This is a genomic window from Streptomyces sp. NPDC002490 (genome assembly GCF_040296045.1).
Classification (GTDB): domain Bacteria; phylum Actinomycetota; class Actinomycetes; order Streptomycetales; family Streptomycetaceae; genus Streptomyces.
This window is the reverse complement of record NZ_JBEOWM010000007.1, coordinates 1-19,399: the sequence shown is the minus strand read 5'-3', so window position 1 is coordinate 19,399 and position 19,399 is coordinate 1. Positions and strand designations below refer to the sequence as shown.

Sequence of the window (19,399 nt, the reverse complement as noted above, 5' to 3'; positions counted from 1 at the left end):
CGGCGGCGAAGGCGCGCCCTCAGCGGACCGGCCCGTTCGCGGCCCCGCCCGACGCCCACTCGGCGGGCGGGGCCGGCGACTGCGGAACCGCGGTCGAGGGCGGGGTGGACGAGGGCGAGGGGGACGGTGAGGAGTTCTCGGCCGGCAGGTCGAACACGTGCCGCGGGGTGACGAGCTCGGTGATCGCCCGGCCGAACAGGGTGCTGGGCTGTTGGCCGTCGTGCACCGTGTCGGTGTTGAGCAGGACCACCAGGGTCGCCTTCGGTCCGGGGAGGTAGATCGTCAGCGACTCGTACCCGGGCAACGACCCGTTGTGACCGAGCCAGCCCTGGACGTTGAAGATGCCCAAGCCGTAGCCGGCACCGGGAACGATGGCGGGTCCGGTCTTCAGCCGTTCGGCCTGGGTCTCGGGGGTGAGCAGGGTGCCGTTGGCGAGGACCGGCGCCCAGATCCGCAGGTCGTGCAGGTTGCTGATCATCGCTCCGGCGGCCCAGCCCCAGGAGGGGTTCCAGTCGGTGGCGTCCTCGGTGCGACCGGAGGCGGTCTGGTCGGTGTAGCCGTGCGCGTGCGGGCTGGGGAAGGCCGCGTCGGTGGGGAAGACGGTGTGGCGCAGCCCCGCGGGGTCCAGGACGTTGCGCTGGACGTACTCGTCGAGGGGCATGCCGCCCGCCTGCTCCACGACCAGCCCCAGCAGGATGAGGTTGGTGTTGCTGTACTCGAACTGCGTCCCGGGTTCGAACTGGAGGGGGTGCTTGAACGCGTAGTCGAGCAACTCCTGTGGGGTGAAGGGGCGTTCCGGGTCGGAGGTGAGCGCCTTGAAGAAGCCCTCGTCCATCGAGTAGTTGAACAGCCCGCTGCGCATGCCGGCCAGTTCCCGGAGCGTGATGCGGTCGCCGCTCGGGACTCCGTCGACGTACCGGGAGATCGGGTCGTCGAGTCCCACCTTGCCCTGGTCGACGAGTTCCAGCAGGGCGGTGACGGTGAAGGTCTTGGTCTCGCTGCCGATCCGCAGGAAGAGGTCGGGGTCCATCCGCTCCCCCGTGGTCTTGTCGGCGACGCCGAAGGAACGGACGTAGCTGCCCTTGCCGGGGGCCCACAGCCCCACGGTCACCCCCGGCACGTTCGCCTCGGACATGACCGTGCGGACGGCGTCGTCGAGGCGTGCGGAGAGATCGGCGTCGAGTTCGGGGAAGGCGGTGCCGGTGGACGTGGGCGGTGGGGACGGCGTGTCGGACGCGGCGGTCACCGCGGGGGGCGCGGCGGTCACCGCGACCCCGGAGGACACGGGGACGACGAGCAGTCCCGCCGTCACCGTCACCGCGCACACCGTGCGCCAGTGCCTGCGCGAGTACCTCATGGGGCCTCCTGCCGGCCGAGGACAACGGCCTTCCCAGGCTAGGCCCGTCCCGCCGGCCCCGCACGGCGGCCCGCGGTCAGGGGGCGGCGCGCAGACAGACGCGCGCGGAGGCCTGGAAGTCCGGGACGCCGGTCGGGCTCTCCAGCGCACGGGCGACCCGCTCCCGTTCGACCCGTCGCGCCAGTTCCTCGCAGGACTCCGCGAGCGGGTCCACGGGGTCCTGGAGCGGGTCGTTGCACGGCGACGGGTCCCGGGTGCAGTCGGCCGTCGTCCAGGCCCCCCGCTGCTCCGGCAAGGGGCTGGTGGATGTCGTGTCGTTGAGGTGGTCGGTGGCCGCCCAGCCCACGACGCTCACCAGCAGCGCACCGGCCACGAAGCCCTTCGTCCGTCGTGCTCCGGTGCCTTTCTCCGCCGTCATCCGTGCCTCCCCCACGGCGCCTGGGTCAGGGGCACCGCTGTGAATCCTCGCCCGTGTGCGTCCTCATCCTAGGCCCGCGGCAAGGGAGTTGGGCTCGTAGGTGCCTAGCCCAGCCGTAGACTCCACTGTCCGGCGCCGCCGGTGAGGGTCACCGCCGACAGGGGGCGGGCGTCGATGCTCCAGTACGTCAGGGGCGGCACCCTCAGGGCGTAGACCAGGACCGCGCGGACCACGGCCGGTTCGGCGACGGCGACGATGCTCACCCCGCCGTCGGCGGGGCGGGTGTCCAGCCAGTGACCCACCCGGCCGATGAAGCGCCACAGCGACTCGCCGCCGTGCGGGGCGAGTCGGGGGTCGCGCAGCCAGGCGTCGAAGGCGGCCGGTTCCCGCACCGCCACCTCGGCGAGGGTGTGACCGCGCCAGCGGCCCATGTCGCAGTCGCTGAGCGCGGGCTGGACGAGGGGGGCGAACCCGAGCGCGGTGCCGGTGTCCCGGCTGCGCGGGGTCGGCGAGCAGTAGCGCAGTTCCGCGGCGCCGAACGGGACGAGGGCGGGGGCGGCGAGGCGCACCTCCTGCCAGCCGGCCTCGTCGAGCGACCGGTCCTCGTCGAAGCGCTCCGCGAGCAGCGGGGAGCTGCGGGCGGCCGCGATGAGCGTGACCCGAACCTGCATGCGGCGATCGTGGGGGGCCGGTGAAGCTCAGGTCAAGGCTTAACGGAAGGTAATCTTCCGCCGCGAACCCCCGAACCGGACGTAAACTGGCGAACACGGGCACAACCGATGAGCACCGCGGCACGGGTCACCGTCCCGGCACCGGCCCGTTCGGAGGGGACGACGCCCCGCGCACCACGAGGAGGGCAGCGCGATGCGGGCAGCCAAGGGCGACCGACTGCTGGTCCACGGCAGGACCGTGGGGCAGCACGACAGGGTCGCGGAGATCGTCGAAGTGATGGGCGACGCGGGCGCACCGCCGTACCGGGTGCGCTACGCCAACGGGCACGAGGCGGTGAAGTCGCCGGGACCCGACTGCGTGGTCCGTCACGGAACCTCCCGGCGGGAGCAGCGCGGGAGCCGCTGACCCCGGCCCCGCCAAGGTTCAGCGCCGACCGCGGAGCCGGACGCGGTAGTGGTCGTCGACCAGTCGGGCCATGGCCCCGGACGGATCGTCCCGGACCTCCCGGCCGGAGAAGAACACGTGCCCGTCCACCCGGGGGTGCTCCCGGGCGAGGTCGAGGTGGCGGGAGAGCTCGGCCGGGTCCTGCCAGCCGGCCGGCTGCGCCGGATCGCCCGCCTTGTAGAGCGCCTCGCCGACGTACAGGTCGACGTCCGTCCCCTCCGCCGTGCGCGCCCACCAACCCAGCAACTCCGCGTAGTCGGCGGGCTCGAACCCGATGTTCCAGTACAGCTGGGGGCAGACGTAGTCGATCCACCCCTCGCGCACCCAGGTGCGGGTGTCCGCGTACAGGTCGTCGTAGGTCTGCACGCCGGCCCGGGTCCGGGAGCCGCGCGGATCGGTCGCCGCGTTGCGCCACACCCCGAAGGGGCTGATCCCCAGCCGGACGCCGGGCCGCACCTCGCGCAGCCGCTCGGCGGTCTCCCGCACCAGCAGGTCGATGTTGTGCCGGCGCCAGGACGCCCGGTCCTCGAAGCCGTCGCCGTGCTCCGCGTAGGCGTCGGCGTCGTCGAACTCCTGCCCGGCGACCGGGTACGGGTAGAAGTAGTCGTCCCAGTGCACGGCGTCCACCGGGTAGCGGCGGACGGCGTCCAGCATCGCCTCCCGGACGAAGGCCCGCACCTCGGGCAACCCGGGGTTGTAGTACAGCTTGCCGCCGTACGGCACCGCCCAGTGCGGGTTGCGGCGCACCGGGTGCCCGGCGGAGAGCCGACCCGGATCGGTGTGGAAGGCCACCCGGTAGGGGTTGAACCAGGCGTGCAGTTCCAACCCCCGGCGGTGCGCCTCCGCGACGGCGGTGCCGAGCGGGTCCCAGCCGGGGTCGCGCCCCTGGGTGCCGGTGAGGTACTGCGACCACGGCTCGTGCGGGGACGGCCACAGGGCGTCGGCGCAGGGGCGGACCTGGAGGACCACCGCGGTCAGCCGCCGCTCGACGGCGACGTCGAGGAACCCGGCCAGTTCGGCCCGCTGCGCGGCGGCCGACAGACCGGCGGCGGAGGGCCAGTCCCGGTTGGTGACGCTGGCCAGCCACATGCCCCGGATCGGGTGCCCGGTGCGGCGCTCCTGCGCTACGGGCGCCTGCCGTCCGGCGCCGGCCGCCGCGTCCCCGGCGACCGCCATCCCTGCCAGCGTCACCATCGACCCCACCGCGAACTCCCTACGACTCACCGACCCCATGCGTGCTGCCCCGTCCTTCCGCCCACCGCGCCCGGCGGCCCCGGCCGGGACGCCCGTCGTACGGCCAGCATGCCGCACACCCGAGGGACGGACCCGGCGGCGATCCGGAGTACGGTGCAGGCCGAGGCAGTCGCCGGGCCCCGGGCCCGGCCGTACCGAGGTTCACGAAAGGGACGAAGTGACGGACACACTGACCGACATCACCCGCGTCGGAGTGGTGGGCTGCGGCCAGATGGGTGCGGGCATCGCAGAGGTCTGCGCGCGCGCCGGACTGGACGTCAAGGTCGCCGAGACCACCGGCGAGGCACTGGAGCTGGGCCGCACCCGGCTGTACGGCTCCCTGGCGAAGGCCGCCGAACGCGGCAAGATCAGCGAGGCGGAACGCGCCGCGGCCGTCGACCGGCTCGCCTTCACCACCGACCTCGGCGCCTTCGCCGACCGCGATCTGGTGATCGAGGCCGTGGTGGAGAACGAACAGGTCAAGACCGAGATCTTCCGGGTGCTCGACCAGGTGGTCACCCGCCCGGACGCCGTCCTCGCCTCCAACACCTCCTCCATCCCGCTGGTCCGGCTCGCGGTCGCCACCTCCCGCCCCGACCAGGTCATCGGCATCCACTTCTTCAACCCCGCGCCGGTCCAGGCGCTGGTCGAGCTGATCCCGGCCCTCACCACCTCGGAGGGCACCCTCAGCCGTGCCCAACTGCTGGTGGAGAAGGTGCTCGGCAAGCACGCCATCCGGGCCCAGGACCGCAGCGGGTTCGTGGTCAACGCCCTGCTGATCCCGTACCTGCTCGCCGCGATCCGGATGTTCGAATCGGGCTCCGCCAGTCGCGAGGACATCGACAGCGGGATGGAGCTGGGCTGCGCCCACCCCATGGGCCCGCTGAAGCTGGCCGACCTGATCGGCCTGGACACCGTGGCCTCCGTCGCCGACTCCATGTACGCGGAGTTCAAGGAGCCCCTGTACGCCGCTCCCCCGCTGCTCCAGCGGATGGTGGACGCGGGCCGACTGGGCCGGAAGTCGGGCTCGGGGTTCTATCCCTACGGTTAAGCCTCTGACCTGCTACGCAGCCGGGCACAGGTCCCGCAGCAGGCCTGTCAGAAGCTGAGACACGAGGGCCCTGACAAGCACCCCTCCTCCTTTCGGTGCTGTCAGGGTCTTCCCCCGTTACGTGCTGGAAAGTCCCCACAGCGGGCCTGGGACAGACAAGGAAGTCCCTGAAAAGTCCCTAGGAATTCCCAGCGCGGCCATCCAGAACCGGCAACTGCGGGCCCCACACCACTGCCCGTCATAGCCGCGCACCACACTGCGGACGACCAGTAGCGGCCCCAGCACCCGCGGATCGCCGGGACGCTCTGGGAGATCGAAGACTGCTTCCAGTACGCGACTGCTGAAGACCGTTCACCGGTGCTGTCCAGCCACCGGCCGTTCTGCGGCGGTCGGGGGTGACCGTTGTCGCCTTCCCGCAGGCACGCACGTTGATCAGGAGGGTCTTCGGTAGTTGTCACCACCGGCTCCCCCTCTCCGCCGCAGGTGATCCAAGCAGGCGGGCGGCACCGAGCAGGGACCGTCCCGTCGGTTCCCCTGACCCGGCGGGCCCCGGGCTTCCGGGGAGGTGTTCGCCGTGCCCGTGGTGGCGTTTGACTAGGGCTGCGCCGATCTCGGTGGCAAGGTCGAGGAGGTGTGCCGCCGCGGGGCCGTCACCGTTGAGGGTGGCGTACTTGCCTGCCTGGGCGGTGGCCATCACCAGGTGTCCGAGCGGCTCGACGGGGACGCTCACCGTACAGGCGTCGGACACGCACGGGCCGTACGGCGTGCGGGGGCACCGTTCCCTCGTCCCGATCGAAGGCCGCCTTCATGATGGTCACGTTCCCGTATCGGCGGAATATCCGCTGGCCCGCTCGACGGTAGCCTGAACGAAGTTGGGATGTTGATTGGACAGACTGACCAAATGGGCGGTACAGGCGGAATGCCGGACTTTCAAGTTCTTGCCAAAAACAGTGCAGCGACGCCATAAAATGGCTGGTCAGGAAGAGTGCTCCCCGCGCGTGCGGGGGTGGTCCCAGACCGCTGAAGCTGTCGATGATGCGCGTCGTGTGCTCCCCGCGCGTGCGGGGGTGGTCCGTGGAAGACGCTGGTCTGGCCGTCGTTGCTCGGGTGCTCCCCGCGCGTGCGGGGGTGGTCCCTCGGCGCCGACTGCGGGTGGTTCGGGGCTTATGTGCTCCCCGCGCGTGCGGGGGTGGTCCCTCGGTGGAGAGCCAGCGGGGCGACGGGCCCAGGTGCTCCCCGCGCGTGCGGGGGTGGTCCCGTCCGGGGCACCCCCCGCAGGATCTTGCGTGTGTGCTCCCCGCGCGTGCGGGGGTGGTCCCGCGGAGTCCCGGAGCCAGGTGTAGCGGTAGTCCGTGCTCCCCGCGCGTGCGGGGGTGGTCCGGTGTCTCCTCCCCGGCCGGTGGGGTCGTAGGTGTGCTCCCCGCGCGTGCGGGGGTGGTCCGGTGCTGCGCAAGCGGACGGCGGTGCGGTCGGGGTGCTCCCCGCGCGTGCGGGGGTAGTCCCTCCCGCCGCAGATCAGCGAGAGTGACGTGCGCGTGGACCCTGATCCCTCATCAGCGGAATATCCGCTGGCCCTGGGGGATTCTCTGCCCAGTCGATCTGCTGAGGGGCTGGGGGTTCGTGTGGGTGATCTGAAGGCGTTCCGTGTGGATGGCGGGCGTGTGGTGGAGATGGCGGGTTCGTCGGTGGCGCTGGAGCGGGAGTTGCAGTCGCTGGTCGAGGCGAACATGACGACGATGTTGGGGATTCGGTTCCTGGCATCGGAGTACGAGACGGGGCGGCATCGGGGGCGGATTGATTCGCTGGGGCTGGATGAGACCGGGGCGCCGGTGATCGTGGAGTACAAGCGGAGCCGGGACAAGGAGGTGGTGACGCAGGCGCTGTCGTATCTGGCCTGGTTGACCGACAACCGGGCGGAGTTCGAGGGCCTGGTGCGGGAGCGGCTGGGTGCGGGGGCGGCGGGGTCGGTGGACTGGGGCCGTCCTCGGATTGTGTGTGTGGCGGGGGGTTTCACGCCGCATACGGTGGTGGCGTTGGAGGTGATCCGGCAGCGGATCGATCTGGTGGCGTACCGAGTGTTTGAGGACGTGGTCACGCTGCGGTTGGCGGCCTCGTTCACCGGCCCGCCGGGCGCACCGGTCGTCCCCCGTTCCCGTGCCGTTTCCGGGCTGCCCGTCCCGGTGGAGGATTTGGCGGCTTCCGGTGGGGCCAAGACGGTGCGGCAGTACTTGGACGCCTCGCCGCAGGGGTTGAAGGACCTTTTCGGGGATTTGGAGGAGGTGTTGCTGGAGTCGGGTTCGGTGCAGCGGGAGACGCTCCAGCATTACATCGCGTACCGGCGGATCAAGAATGTGGCGTCGGTGAAGGTTCAGCCTCGGAAGCAGACCCTGGTGGTGGGGCTGAAGGTGGACCCGGATTCGGTGGAGTTGGTCGAGGGGTTCACGCGGGATGTCCGCGGTATCGGGTTCGTGGGGACGGGGGAGCTGGAGGTGCGGATCAGATCCCGTGCCGACCTGGAGCGGGCCGGGGATCTGATCCGCCAGAGCGTTGAGGCGGGCTGAACCCGGCGCACACGTGTTGAGGGCGGTTGCCGTGCCCGGACCACCGGGTCGGCAACCGCCCTCATTCTCTTTTCCGCCCCCTCCCCGGGGGGCGGGTCTTCTCACTGTTCCGGTCCGGCGAGGTCGAGGTCGTCCTGGGTGAGGACGGCGTCGCGCAGGCGCTGTTCGGCGATCTGGGCGTAGTGGTCGGACAGCTCGATTCCGATGAAGTTCCGGCCTTCCTTCAGCGCGGCGACGCCGGTGGTGCCGGAGCCGGTGAAGGGGTCGAGGACGGTGCCGGCGGGGCGGGCGACCTGGACGAGCTGGCGCATCACCTCGACGGGCTTCTGGGTGATGTGGACCCGGTCCTTGCGGGGCTGGGAGGCGACGTAGTGGCCGGGGAGGTAGAGGTCCCGGGTCTTGTCGAGGGTGCCTTTGACGCCCCAGAGGATGAACTCGGAGTCCTGCTTCGGCCCGCCCTTGCGGGGGCGGGAGGCGGGCTTGATCCAGGGGATGGTGCCGGACCAGGTCCAGCCCGCCATCTGTAGCGCGTCCGACGTCGTCGGTTCCTGGCGCCAGTCGGTGAACACCATCACGACCGCGTGCTCGCGGGCGGCCCGGTAGGACTCGGTCAGCAGGTCGGTCAGCCAGGCCCGGTACGAGCGCTGGTCGCGGTTCTCGCCGGGGAAGTTCGCCAGGTCGTGCCCGGCGTCCCCGCTCGTGTACTTCGCGCGGGCCGTGCGGGTGGTGCGTTCCGAGGATGTCCGGCCGCCGGAGTTGTAGGGCGGGTCGGTGATGACGGCGTCGACGGATTCGTCGGGCAGGGTCTTCAGGATGGTGAGCGCGTCGCCTCGGTGCAGGGTGTACGGCACAGCGGATTCTCCTTCGGGAAAGGCGGTTGCCCGCCCGCCGGATTCGTCAACGTATGCGGGCGTGGCTCGCTCGAACGCCCTGTCTGGGGTGAGCGGTGCCGCGAACGGTAGCCGTCTTTTCCGGCCGCACCCAGTGACCCGGTGACGGTTTCCGGGGTTGTTTGGTGCGGCCGGATTTCCCTCCTACAGTCCCGTCGTGTTCGCCGCTCTGGGCCCTGCTCAGAGGGTGGTTGAGCTGTGCTGTTGCGTGCTGCCCTGTCCAGCGGACGAGGCGGTCGGGGCCTATGCGAGGGGGCTTTCCATGTGGTGGGTGAGATTACGAGGGCGGCTTGCTGCCGCCTTTCGCGTCGCGGTGGTGTCCGGGAGTTAGCCGCTCCCGGGCACCGGTCCGCTCTCTTCTTTTTCTGACCCGCCCGACTTCCGGTGGCCTTTTCGACGAGAACGCCGGGCCGGGCGGCCTACACGCAAGGAGCCGTCGATGCGGCATGCCCAGATACGCCCACGCCCCGCCCCTGGTTCGGCGGGGCGGTCGTGAAGAAGGTCGCGGTGATCGCGGGTGGGGTCGTGCTGGCTCCGCTGCTGTTGATCGTCCCGGTCACCGTGGCGCTGGCGGGTTCGAGCGGCGCCGAGGTCTCCTGTGGTGCGGACGCACAGGCTGTGGATACCGAGACGGTGTCCGAGCAGGTGGAGTCGATCCTGAACGGCGGGGACGGGGGCGGCGTTTCGGTGCCGGGCCTGACCAGCCCGAAGGGGCAGGTCCCGCACGCGCGGACGATCCAGGCCACCGGGGTGGCGATGAAGGTCCCGGTCCGCGGGCAGATCGTCGCCTTGGCCACCGCCCTCCAGGAGTCCGGTCTCCGCAACCTCGACTACGGGGACAGGGACTCGCTCGGGTTGTTCCAGCAGCGTCCCTCGATGGGCTGGGGCACCGCCGCGCAGATCCGGGACCCGGTGTACGCGTCGACCAAGTTCTACGAGGGGCTGCTCAAGGTCTCCGGCTGGGAGTCGATGACCGTCACCCAGGCCGCGCAGGCCGTGCAGTTGAGCGGGTTCCCCGACGCGTACGCGAAGTGGGAGCCGCTGGCCACCGCGCTCCAGAAGGCCCTCGCCCCCGATCTTCCCGAGGCCGACAACGGCACAGGCACGGTTGACGTCGCGGCCCCATCGTCGGGGTGTGAGACCGGTGGGGGTGGCGGGGATGGTTCCGGGTTCGGGCCGATCCCCGCGGGAGCACTGCCCGAGGGGTACAAGATCCCGAAGGACGCACCCAAGCCGGTACGGGCCGCGATCCGCTGGGGGCTCGGCGCCCTGGGCACCCCGTATCAGTGGGGTGGGTGGTGTTCCGCGCCGCGTGGGCAGGACCCGATGGGGCGGTGTGACTGCTCGTCGTTGATGCAGGCGTCTTACCGGGCTGGCGGGATCGGGCTGTCCCGCACCACTTACACGCAGGTGGCCGAGGGCAAGCCGGTTGCCGTCGAGTCCCTCAAGCCGGGTGACCTGCTGTTCACCCGGGGCACGGCGGCCCGTCCGGAACACGTCGGGATGTTCATCGGCCAGGGGCTGATCCTGCACTCCCCCCGCACCGGTGACGTGGTCCGGATCGCCACGCTCACCGACTGGCGCCCGGACGTTCTCGCCGCCCGCCGCATCCTCTAACCCCTCCGCCTCCCCTCTCCTCCCTCGTTTCCCTTCTTCTCGGGCATTCGTATGCCCTGAACAGGAGTTCCTCGCCATGAAGTCCAGCCAGACGGGTCTTGTCCTGGCCTACGACCCCGGTATCAAGCCCGCCGACGGCGGCCTGCCGGGCATGGACGTCCTCAAGGACGTCATCAACTCGATCAACCTCTTCGGAATCATCGCGGTCGTCGGCGCGCTCGCGGTATCCGCTCTGGTGTGGGCCTGGGGCCATCACTCGGGTGGGCATCAGGCCGAGGCGAACGGCAAGAAGGGCACCGTGGTCGCCGCCGGATGTGCGCTGCTGCTGGGTGCGGCGAACGGCATCGTCAGCTTCTTCTCCGCGATGGGGACCCAGGTCAACTGATGCCCAGGCACGAGAAGGAACGTTCCCCCCATCGCGACTCCCGCCGGTCCGCGAGGAGTTCTCTGGCGCCGGGCGCGGGGTCGTCGGTGCTGCACCGGTCTCTGATCGTGGCCGTGGTGCTGGCGCTGCTGACCGCTGTGGCCGGTCTGGTCGCCTACCTCACCCGCGAGGAGGCCCCGGTCGCCCCCGCCGGTTCCGTACCCGAGACCCGGCAGTCGGCTCCGGCCGCCCCCTCCCCCACTGCCCCGGCTCCGAAAGGGCGCGCGGTGGCGGCGCCCGTGAAGACGAGTGATCCGGTCGTGTTCGCGAAGGCGGCGGCGAAGGTCCTGTGGTCGTACGACACCCGCCGCCTCTCCCAGCCCGAGCACATGGCCGGGCTCGAACGCTGGATGACGGCGGAGAAGAAGTACGCGGACTGGGAGTCCGTGGCGGATCAGGTGCCGGATCGGGTGTTGTGGGCGCGGCTGCAGGACAACGCGCAGTACGCGACCGCGACGGTCGGCGAGGGGCACTTCCCGCAGGCGTTCAAGACCGCGCTCGCCAACGATCCGGGGGCGATCACCGAGGCGTACGTGTACGCGGTGACGGTGACGGGGCGGCAGTCGATCGTCTGGACCGGCGTCGACGCGGGGTCCGGAGCCGAGCCCCGTTCCGCGACGCTCGCCGTCCAGTGCCGCCCCGACCGGGCGTGCGCTCTCGCGGCCGTACTGCCCACCCCCGCCCCGTGACCGGGCCCGGGCTCGAAGGAGAGGAGGTGCCCTGTGCCCTCAGCATGTGATCTGCCCCTGATGGACACCGTCTGCGCCACCGTCGAGGGCGTGGTCGGCTCAACCGGTGAACTCGTCACCGACGGCATCGGCGCCTGGATCGCCAAGTCCATGGGCGAGATGGCCCAGGCCGGCGCCGACCTCGCCGCCCAGGCCGTGGACGAGACCACCACCGTCAACCTGAACGCCGGGTGGTTCCGCGAGAACTACGAACTCCTGCTGCCGATCGGCCTGGTGCTGATCGTGGGGACGTTCTGTCTCCAGCTGATCCGGGCGGCGTGGCGGCGGGACGAACGCGCGCTGTTCCAGGCCGTGACCGGCACCGTCGCCGGGGTGTTCTTCGCGTTCGCGGCCATCGCGTGCACCAGCGTCGCGCTGACCGTGGTGGACGCCTTGTCCGCCGGGTTGTTCAAGGCGGCGAACGCGTCGGTCGACGACGCGGTGCGCCGCCTGGTCAAGGTCAACGGCTACGGGTCGATGTACGGGCTCGGCTGGGCCGTCCCCTCGATCGTCGCCCTCGGCGCGACCGTCGGCGCGTTCCTCTACTGGGCGGTGATGGTCGCCCGAAAAGTGGGGATCTTGATCCTGGTGACCCTGGCGGTGTTCGCCGGTGCCGGTGGCGGCTGGGAGGTCGCCCGCAGGTGGCGGCGCGGCTGGATCGAGGCCACCAGCGCCCTCGTGGTCTCCAAGCTGTTGATGACGATCGTGTTCCTCCTCGGTGTCTCCGCGATCGGCAAGACCGATGCCTCGGACGGCCTCGGGGCGTTGTCGGATGCTATGGCCGGGATCGTGATCATGGTGCTGGTGCTGTTGTGCCCGTACGCGACGTACAAGTTCGTGCACTGGGCGGCTGAGGGCGGTGGGCAGGACGATCTGCACCGCAGCGGCGTGGCCGGAGTCGCGGTCGCGGCCGGGGCGGCGAAGACCGCGGGCCAGCTCGCCATGCAGGCCGGAACCGGTACCCCCGCCCCGCAGGGCCCGGCGAAGGTCCCCGGCCAGGGTGCTGGTGGTGTCGCCTCCGGGATCAACCCCGCCGGGGGCAGCTCTACCTCCTCCGAGGGGATCTCCGGGGGCGAGCCGCCGAAGACCACGTTCCGGTTCGGCGAGGACCCCAACGCCGCCGGCGACCAGGGCCAGCCGCTGATCCGCCGGCCCCGTACCGACGGCGACAAGGGGCAGCCACTCATCCAGCGGCCCGGCCAGCCCACCGGCACCAGCACCGACGGCGTGACCGGCGGGTCATCGGCGGGAGCCGCCGGGACGACCGGGTCAGCCACCGAAGCGACCAGCGCACCCGGCCCGGCCAGTACCGGTTCCGTTACCGCTGCCGCGCCAACCGCCTCGGGACCGGTTCCGGTCGGCTCCGGACCGATCGGTTCGAACGGCTCAGGTGGTTCGGCGACCGCACCGGGCCCGGTGCCCGCCGGAGCACCATCCGCTCCGCCCCCGTTGATCCGGACAGCTCCGGCCAAGCCGGCGCAGCCCCGGCCGCCGGCCCCGCCGGGGCTGAACCCCCAGGGCGGCACGACCCCGGCCGCCCGGTGGGTCTACCCGAATCCGCCCACCGGCCTTCCCGGCTCGGGCTCCCGGTCCTGACCTGCTGACCCGGTGCCCTTGGGGGCGGACCACCCAGGTCCGCCCCCAGGGCCCGGCTACCTCTCCCACTTTCCTTCGTCTGGACGGCTCGACTCATGCACCCTGACTCCGCAACTCCCGTCGCTCCGGCCACGGTGAAGTTCCCCCACCGATCCCGCCGGGGCGTCCTCCTCGGCCTCACCGCGCCGCAGCTCGTCGCCGTCGCCGTGACCGGCCTGCTCCTCCTCGCCGTCCTCATGTCGACCGGCGTCCCCGGCGCGCTGAAGCTCATCCCCCTGTGGACCGTGATCCTCGCGGCCGTGTTCGTCCGCTACCGGGGGCGGTCCCTTGCCGACTGGGCCCCGATCGCCCTGCGGTACGCGTCCCGGCGGGCGAAGGGCCAGCTTGTGTGGCTGGCCCGGCCGTCCTCCCGGCCCCGGCGGGAGGGCCTGCTCCACCTCCCCGGGACCGCCGCCTCCCTCCGCGTCGTCACCTCTCCCGACCGGTGCACCGGCGCGGTCCATGACCCGCACCAGGGCACCCTGACCGCGGTGGTCCGCGTGTCGTCGCGAGCGTTCGCGCTGCTGGACCCGGCGGCCCAGAACTCGAATGTGGCTGGCTGGGGCCGCACGCTGGCGGCGCTGTCCCGTGCGGGGCACATCGCGCGGGTGCAGGTGCTGGAGCGGACGGTGCCGGACTCCGGTGACGCGCTGCAGCGGTACTGGTCCGAGCACGGTCGCCCGGACACCCACCTGGCCGGGCCCATCTACGCCGACCTCCTGACCGCGGCCGGTCCGGCCGCTGCCCCGCACGAGAGTTACGTGGCCATCGCGCTGGACCTGAAGGCGGCCCGGCACCTGGTCAACCAGGCGGGTGGTGGGCTGACCGGTGCGTTCACGGTGCTGGCCCAGTTGACCGCGACGTTCGACCAGTCGGTGCGCAACGCCGGTCTCACCCCCGGCGGGTGGCTGTCGGCGGGCGAGATCGCGGCGGTGATCCGCACCGCGTACGACCCGAAGGCCGGCGCGGCGATGGACCAGTGGTCGGACACCGACCGCCCGCAGGCCGACCCCGCTGCCGCAGGCCCCGTCGTACTGGTGGAGAAGGCCGACCGGATCGAGACCGACTCGGCCCACCACGCCACGTTCTGGATCGAGAACTGGCCCCGGATCGAAACCAGCCCGGGGTTCCTGCACCAGCTCCTGTTCACCTCCGGCGTCCGGCGCACCCTCTCCCTGACCTACGCGCCCAAGAGCCTGGACGCGGCGCTCAAGGACGTGCAGCGGAAGAAGGCCACGGTCATCGCGGACGCGGCCGAGCGGCAGCGCAAGGGCCAGGTCGACTCCGAGGAGGACAACGTCGAGTACGCGGACATCAAGAACCGCGAGCGGGAGCTGATCGCCGGCCACGCCGACGTCGCCCTCACCGGGCTGGTGACCGTCTCGGCGGACACTCCCGACCAGCTCAACGCCGCGTGTGCGGCGATCGAGACGGCGGCCGTCGCGGCGCTGGTTGACCTGCGTCCGCTGACCTGGCAGCAGGCCGAGGCGTTCACCAACGCCGCCCTGCCCCTCGCCCGCCCGTGACCCACAGACCGGGACCACCATGCCGACCGACCTGGCATTCGCCACCGAGGCCCTGGACTTCCACCGGGCGATCACCGTCCCCGACAGCCCGCTCACCGCCACCCGGCCCGAGCTGGACGCCCTTCACCAGCACTGCCTCGCCCTCTACGCCCTCCTCGACGCCCACACCACCCGCACCACCCCGATCGACCGAACCGGAGGCGAGACGCTGAAGGCCGCGCGGGTGCGGTTGTGGCAGGCAGCCGAACATCTCCACGCCGCCTGGCACCACGCCCCCGCAACCGACACCGACCGGCTCGCCGCCCGCAGTGGTTGCCGTCCCCGGCTGCCGGTGTGCGGGCGCCACCTGCGGATATCCGTCCGGGTCCGCCGCACCCACACCCCCGCCGAGCTCCGGGCCCCCTTCACCGGGCCCGACCACCTCTGACCAACCGGAGCCACCGTTGTCTGTTCGCCCCCGGGCCACCGCCAGCCCGCTGTTCACCCCCCACCGCTCCGACCGCCGCGCCAACCGACGGGCGAAGGCGGAGTTCACCGCCGCCCAAGCCAAAGCCCGCCACGCCACACGGCCCCGGGACCGCCGTCCGGTCTCCGGCCCGGACCCGGAACTCCACCCGACGTATCCCATCTCCGGCCGTCCGGGGCCAGCGTCGGCCCGGGGCGGGCAGCTCCGGCTCCCGGCTCACCGGATGACCACCGCCGTCGCGTCCGGCGCCTATCCGTTCCTTGCCGAAGGCGGGCTCGGCGCTCAGGGCATCTACGTCGGCCAGGACGTCCACGCCGAAGCCAGCTTCTGCTACGACCCATTCGCGTTGTACGGGCGGCTGGAGGGGTTCACCAACCCGAACATCCTGCTCGCCGGGGTCATCGGCATGGGCAAGTCCGCCCTCGCCAAGAGCCTGGCGCTGCGGGCGACCGCCTTCGGCTACCGCATCTACGTCCCGTGCGACCCGAAGGGAGAGTGGACGGTCGTCGCCCAGGAGTTGGGCGGGCAGACCATCGCGCTGGGGCCCGGCCTCCCCGGCCGGTTGAACCCGTTGGACGCGCCGGAGAAGCCGTTCGGGATCAGCGACGAGGACTGGACGACCGAGGTCCGCAAACGCCGCCTGCTCCTCCTCGGTTCGCTGGCGAAGACCGTGCTGCGGCGCGAGTTGCACCCGATGGAGCACACTGCCCTGGATATCGCGCTCGACCAGGTCGTCGCCTACACGCAGCAGACGGGGACGACTCCACTGCTCGGCGACGTCGCCTACGTCCTCAGCTCGCCCCAGCACCTCGACGCCGCAACCGGCGAATCCTCCGGGCGGCTGGGGCAGGCCGCCGAGGACCTTGCCCACGCCCTGCGACGACTGATCCACGGCGACCTCGGCGGGATGTTCGACGCGCCGTCGACCGTGCGGTTCGACCCGGCGGCACCAATGCTCTCCATCGATCTGTCCCGGCTCGGCGGCACCGGCGACGACACCGGCCTCGTCCTCGCCATGACCTGCGCGGCGGCGTGGATGGAGGCGGCGATCTCCGACCCCGCCGCAGGCCGTCGGTGGGTGATCTACGACGAGGCATGGCGGGTGATGCGACACGTCGCCCTGCTGGAGCGGATGCAGTCCCAGTGGAAGCTCTCCCGGGGCCTGGGCATCGCCAACATGATGGTCATCCACCGGCTCAGCGACTTGCTGACCGCGGGCGAGGCCGGCTCCCGGGGCCGTGCCCTCGCCGAAGGTCTCCTCACGGACTGTTCGACGCGGATCATCTACCGGCAGGAGGCCGACCAACTTGCCTCCGCTGGCACCCTCCTCGGCCTCACCGGCGTCGAGACCCAGGCCGTCGCCGCCCTCACCAAGGGACGCGGCCTGTGGAAAGTCGCAGGCCGGAGCTTCATCACGCAACATCTGCTCCACCCGGCCGAACGGACACTGTTCGACACAGATGCCCGGATGTCCGCCTGACGCTGGCCCTCGCCCGTGCCGTGGCCGTACTGCCGGGCCTGGGCTCAGACCAGCGGTTCGAAGCGTCTAGGACCAGCGCCTGCCTCCTACAGGAAGCCCTCTTCGGCGGGCTGCGCGTCCGCGTCGAGTGGTACGCCGTCAAGGGCACCTTCTCGCGCCACTCTGACAAAACTGATCAGTTGCTGGTTCGCGGAGTCAGAAGGGGGAGGGGGCAGGTCGATGCTGGCGTAGTGGTGCTGTGGGGGCGGGCACAGGCTGGTGGTGGTCTGTGCCCGCCCTGGTAGATGCCGGGGGTGTGGGTTAGCCGACGGGTACGGGGTCCTTGACAGGGTCGGGTCCGGTCTCGCCGAACGGGTCGGGGTCGCCGCCGATGATGGCTTCGCTCAGGGGTGTCGCCAGGTTGGCGGCGGGGTGCTGGGTGTAGACCCGGGAGTCGACGTCGAACACGAGGCCGCCCTGCCCGCCGACGACGGTGCCGTCCTTGCGGACCGCGCGGATCTCGTGGCGAGGCGACCACAGCGCGGCGGAGTGCCGGGGCGGGGTGGTCATGGGCCAGGTCTGGGTGCGCTCGGTGAACTGGGTGACGCCGTAACGGCTGCTGTAGCCCAGCTCAGTCGTCACGCTGGTCTCCACCGAGGCGGTCAGGCCCTTGAGCTCGATGCCGGCCGACGCGGTGACGGTGACACTGGTGCGGGTGCTGAACTCCTCGCTCCTCTCCGTGCTGATACCCGTCGTCACACTGTCGGACGGGGCTTGTTCGGAGTCGCCCTGAGAATTGTCGTAGTGCATCTGGCAGTAGAAGCTGCTGCGCCGTTCCAGGGTGTAGAAGGGCGAGTTGGCCACCTGCCACTGCAGGGTCTTACCGGGGTCGCCCACGACCGTGCAGGGCACCGTCACGGCCCGGTCGACGACCTTGTCGGTCTCGCGAGGCTCGGGCATCGAGTGCGAGGTGAGGGCCGGCACGCTCGGCGGATTGCTCTTGACGACCGCGGCCGGCAGGTCCAGCACGTACACGGGCCCCGAGGGCTTGCCGTAGCCGTTCGCCGCCACGTGGAGGTCCGCGCCCAGAACGAGGCGCTCGCCGCTGTCGGCGGGATAGGACGGCGGCACGATCTGCCAGGTGGAGAGGTCCGCGTCGGCCCCGGACTTCTTGTCCCACCAGATCAGATCGCCGACCGAGCCCTCACGTACGTAGCTGCGGCCGGCGAACTCCCGACGGATGCAACCGAACCATTCGGCCGCCGGCGGCTCCCAGCTGTTCCAACTCCCCCACACGTCACCGAGCGCGACGTAACCCGACGGCGGGATCGGCCGCCACACCGCGCCGTTGACGTTCGCCCCCGACCCCTGGTCCCGCCAGATGCGTTCGAACCGGACCGGCGGCTTGACCATCTGATCCGCCGCGTTGACACCACGGACCAGGATCGTCGCCCGCCTGCCGCTGATGTCCTCGTGGTTGCCCGCATGCCCGAGGCTGCCCAGACACTTCCAGTCCGGGCTCGCCTGTTCGGGATTGAAGAACGCGCCATGCATGGTGGCCTTCGACCCTCGATCGTCCCACCGGCGCGTGAACCGGTCGGTCACCATGATCTCCAGCGCTCCGAACCTGACAGCCTGCATGTTCCCTCCTCAAAGGTCGTCTCGCTGCGCGACTCGACCGCCCCGCAGCCCGGGGTTACTTTATGGATACACATAGTTGCCGCACGGCCGTGGCGGAGACCTTCGCCTCAGGCCACTGCAGCCCAACGACGCAATTGCCTTGGGCCGAGCCGTATTCGAAATCCAGCGCCCGCCGCAACGGTCCACCCACACTTCGCTGCTGATCACGGCATCCGAATTCTGCGTTCACCGACTTCGTTGTAGAGCCACCCGCGATGGCCGGACACGAAGTGACCTCACCGAAGGAACGGAGCTGCCCGCAATGATCTTTTTCGCCCGAACGAGCGACACCCATCCTCCGCACCCCTGCGGGAGAAACACGAAGCGGCACGAGCTGAAGCGGTTCCGCTTCCTGAACCACGTGGACCGGAACCTGATCGCCGCCGCTGCTCCAGGCCACCGCCGCCCGCCGTGCCCGCCCCTTCACCTGTGAGGGCACAAAGCGCACCACGGCATCCGCGCCGAGCAGGCGACGGCTACCCGAGCCGCCCGCCTGCCACCACGGCCCGCAGGTCTCGGTTCTGCGCGCTCCGCACGACGGCCGCGGCATCCACCCGGCGGCACGTGGCTCCTGGCTCTACTCAGCCGGCACGGTGGGGTCGGCGACGGCGATGATCTCGTTGTCGGCGATGATCCGAATCGGCACGTCGGTGAAGTTGGTGATGGTCACATCCTCGTAGTCGTACTCGAACGCAGACGTTCCCGGAGGGTTGATCGTCATATCGAGTTGGTCGGGCGGAGGCAGCTCACCGACGTACAGGAGGGTCCGCGCATCGGGGTCGTCGAAGCCCTCGTTGAACTGACCGACCATACGGACCGTCGAGTCCTCGGTCTGGGTAAAAGTCACTCGCCCACCGAGCACATCGGTGTAGGTGACGTCGCCAACTGCCACTGGCCGCACTTCCTTCGTCATGGGTGTCCTCTTGCCAGGAACACCTCGCACCCGGAACCTGCGCAGGACTGCCGCACGCTACGCCCCTCGTTCGGGTGACAGTTGATCGATACTTTGTTCTCCTCAAAAAGTTCCGTGCGATCACTGCAAGGTTCGACAAATTCGGCAAGCCCTACCAGGCCGGAATCGCCCAGCCGCTCTGACCTCTGGCTCAACGAAACCCCCAACGAGCATTTCCAGACACGCCTTAACTTGATCTTTAACCTGTGCGGCGTGGGCGAGGAGAAGTGGACTTCTCCGCTTTCGATTTCGTGATGCCCGTTTTGCGGACTGTGTGGACGTCGTG

The 19,399-nt window shown here is 70.7% G+C and carries 17 protein-coding genes and 1 CRISPR repeat array; of the genes, 10 read left to right on the top strand and 7 right to left on the bottom strand.

Annotation, left to right across the window (positions count from 1 at the left end; genetic code table 11):
• Positions 1-19: 19 nt before the first annotated feature.
• From ABT092_RS06255 to ABT092_RS06245, 3 genes are all read right to left on the bottom strand, one after another.
• A complete protein-coding gene (locus ABT092_RS06255) occupies positions 20-1,357 on the bottom strand; it encodes a serine hydrolase domain-containing protein (RefSeq protein WP_351240372.1) in 1,338 nt (445 codons plus the stop codon).
• 76 nt (positions 1,358-1,433) lie between these two features.
• Positions 1,434-1,775 carry a hypothetical protein gene (locus tag ABT092_RS06250; protein WP_351240370.1) on the bottom strand — a complete coding sequence of 114 codons (342 nt, stop codon included), beginning with the start codon at positions 1,773-1,775 and terminating at the stop codon, positions 1,434-1,436.
• A gap of 104 nt (positions 1,776-1,879) precedes the next feature.
• Positions 1,880-2,446 carry a histidine phosphatase family protein gene (locus ABT092_RS06245; protein WP_351240368.1) on the bottom strand — a complete coding sequence of 189 codons (567 nt, stop codon included), beginning with the start codon at positions 2,444-2,446 and terminating at the stop codon, positions 1,880-1,882.
• A gap of 193 nt (positions 2,447-2,639) precedes the next feature.
• Here ABT092_RS06245 and ABT092_RS06240 point away from each other — a divergent pair, with 193 nt between their 5' ends.
• The gene (locus ABT092_RS06240; protein WP_351240366.1) at positions 2,640-2,852 is read left to right on the top strand and encodes a DUF1918 domain-containing protein; all 213 of its coding nucleotides are present in this window, start codon (positions 2,640-2,642) and stop codon (positions 2,850-2,852) included.
• Between the two features lie 18 nt (positions 2,853-2,870).
• Here ABT092_RS06240 and ABT092_RS06235 read toward each other — a convergent pair whose 3' ends face one another.
• The gene (locus tag ABT092_RS06235; RefSeq protein WP_351240364.1) at positions 2,871-4,124 is read right to left on the bottom strand and encodes a glycoside hydrolase family 10-like protein; all 1,254 of its coding nucleotides are present in this window, start codon (positions 4,122-4,124) and stop codon (positions 2,871-2,873) included.
• Between the two features lie 190 nt (positions 4,125-4,314).
• On the opposite strand from ABT092_RS06235, the gene ABT092_RS06230 reads away from it, so the two are divergent.
• A complete protein-coding gene (locus ABT092_RS06230; protein ID WP_351240656.1) occupies positions 4,315-5,175 on the top strand; it encodes a 3-hydroxybutyryl-CoA dehydrogenase in 861 nt (286 codons plus the stop codon).
• A 985-nt stretch (positions 5,176-6,160) separates the two neighbouring features.
• A CRISPR array of direct repeats spans positions 6,161-6,677; the repeat unit is 28 nt; unit sequence GTGCTCCCCGCGCGTGCGGGGGTGGTCC.
• 120 nt (positions 6,678-6,797) lie between these two features.
• Positions 6,798-7,736: a DUF5655 domain-containing protein gene (locus ABT092_RS06225; protein WP_351240362.1), complete on the top strand. Its 939-nt coding sequence runs from the start codon at positions 6,798-6,800 to the stop codon at positions 7,734-7,736.
• A 101-nt stretch (positions 7,737-7,837) separates the two neighbouring features.
• Here ABT092_RS06225 and ABT092_RS06220 read toward each other — a convergent pair whose 3' ends face one another.
• Entirely contained in the window at positions 7,838-8,587 is a 750-nt protein-coding gene (locus ABT092_RS06220) for a DNA-methyltransferase (protein ID WP_351240360.1), read from the bottom strand.
• Between the two features lie 531 nt (positions 8,588-9,118).
• Here ABT092_RS06220 and ABT092_RS06215 point away from each other — a divergent pair.
• The 7 genes from ABT092_RS06215 (at position 9,119) to ABT092_RS06185 (ending at position 16,502) form a co-directional block, all read left to right on the top strand.
• Entirely contained in the window at positions 9,119-10,243 is a 1,125-nt protein-coding gene (locus ABT092_RS06215; protein ID WP_351240358.1) for a C40 family peptidase, read from the top strand.
• A gap of 76 nt (positions 10,244-10,319) precedes the next feature.
• The gene (locus ABT092_RS06210; RefSeq protein WP_351240356.1) at positions 10,320-10,628 is read left to right on the top strand and encodes a DUF6112 family protein; all 309 of its coding nucleotides are present in this window, start codon (positions 10,320-10,322) and stop codon (positions 10,626-10,628) included.
• A gap of 86 nt (positions 10,629-10,714) precedes the next feature.
• Entirely contained in the window at positions 10,715-11,356 is a 642-nt protein-coding gene (locus ABT092_RS06205) for a hypothetical protein (protein ID WP_351240354.1), read from the top strand.
• Between the two features lie 60 nt (positions 11,357-11,416).
• Positions 11,417-12,991, top strand: a complete 1,575-nt coding sequence (locus ABT092_RS06200; RefSeq protein ID WP_351240654.1) for an SCO6881 family protein — start codon at positions 11,417-11,419, stop codon at positions 12,989-12,991.
• 95 nt (positions 12,992-13,086) lie between these two features.
• The gene (locus ABT092_RS06195; protein ID WP_351240352.1) at positions 13,087-14,556 is read left to right on the top strand and encodes an SCO6880 family protein; all 1,470 of its coding nucleotides are present in this window, start codon (positions 13,087-13,089) and stop codon (positions 14,554-14,556) included.
• 19 nt (positions 14,557-14,575) lie between these two features.
• Entirely contained in the window at positions 14,576-14,983 is a 408-nt protein-coding gene (locus tag ABT092_RS06190) for a DUF6238 family protein (RefSeq protein WP_351240350.1), read from the top strand.
• Between the two features lie 16 nt (positions 14,984-14,999).
• Positions 15,000-16,502 carry a putative type IV secretion/conjugal transfer ATPase gene (locus tag ABT092_RS06185; protein ID WP_351240348.1) on the top strand — a complete coding sequence of 501 codons (1,503 nt, stop codon included), beginning with the start codon at positions 15,000-15,002 and terminating at the stop codon, positions 16,500-16,502.
• A 300-nt stretch (positions 16,503-16,802) separates the two neighbouring features.
• Here the strand turns inward: ABT092_RS06185 and ABT092_RS06180 are convergent, their stop codons facing one another.
• Together ABT092_RS06180 and ABT092_RS06175 are read right to left on the bottom strand one after the other, a co-directional pair.
• Positions 16,803-18,122, bottom strand: a complete 1,320-nt coding sequence (locus ABT092_RS06180; RefSeq protein WP_351240346.1) for a Vps62-related protein — start codon at positions 18,120-18,122, stop codon at positions 16,803-16,805.
• A gap of 616 nt (positions 18,123-18,738) precedes the next feature.
• Positions 18,739-19,074 carry a hypothetical protein gene (locus ABT092_RS06175; protein ID WP_351240344.1) on the bottom strand — a complete coding sequence of 112 codons (336 nt, stop codon included), beginning with the start codon at positions 19,072-19,074 and terminating at the stop codon, positions 18,739-18,741.
• Between the last annotated feature and the right edge of the window lie 325 nt (positions 19,075-19,399).

Coding starts and splice junctions, on each gene's coding strand:
- ABT092_RS06255 (WP_351240372.1), bottom strand. CDS start 1,357: ATGAGGTACTCGCGCAGGCACTGGCGCACGGTGTGCGCGGTGACGGTG.
- ABT092_RS06250 (WP_351240370.1), bottom strand. CDS start 1,775: ATGACGGCGGAGAAAGGCACCGGAGCACGACGGACGAAGGGCTTCGTG.
- ABT092_RS06245 (WP_351240368.1), bottom strand. CDS start 2,446: ATGCAGGTTCGGGTCACGCTCATCGCGGCCGCCCGCAGCTCCCCGCTG.
- ABT092_RS06240 (WP_351240366.1), top strand. CDS start 2,640: ATGCGGGCAGCCAAGGGCGACCGACTGCTGGTCCACGGCAGGACCGTG.
- ABT092_RS06235 (WP_351240364.1), bottom strand. CDS start 4,124: ATGGGGTCGGTGAGTCGTAGGGAGTTCGCGGTGGGGTCGATGGTGACG.
- ABT092_RS06210 (WP_351240356.1), top strand. CDS start 10,320: ATGAAGTCCAGCCAGACGGGTCTTGTCCTGGCCTACGACCCCGGTATC.
- ABT092_RS06200 (WP_351240654.1), top strand. CDS start 11,417: ATGGACACCGTCTGCGCCACCGTCGAGGGCGTGGTCGGCTCAACCGGT.
- ABT092_RS06195 (WP_351240352.1), top strand. CDS start 13,087: ATGCACCCTGACTCCGCAACTCCCGTCGCTCCGGCCACGGTGAAGTTC.
- ABT092_RS06190 (WP_351240350.1), top strand. CDS start 14,576: ATGCCGACCGACCTGGCATTCGCCACCGAGGCCCTGGACTTCCACCGG.
- ABT092_RS06180 (WP_351240346.1), bottom strand. CDS start 18,122: ATGCAGGCTGTCAGGTTCGGAGCGCTGGAGATCATGGTGACCGACCGG.
- ABT092_RS06175 (WP_351240344.1), bottom strand. CDS start 19,074: ATGACGAAGGAAGTGCGGCCAGTGGCAGTTGGCGACGTCACCTACACC.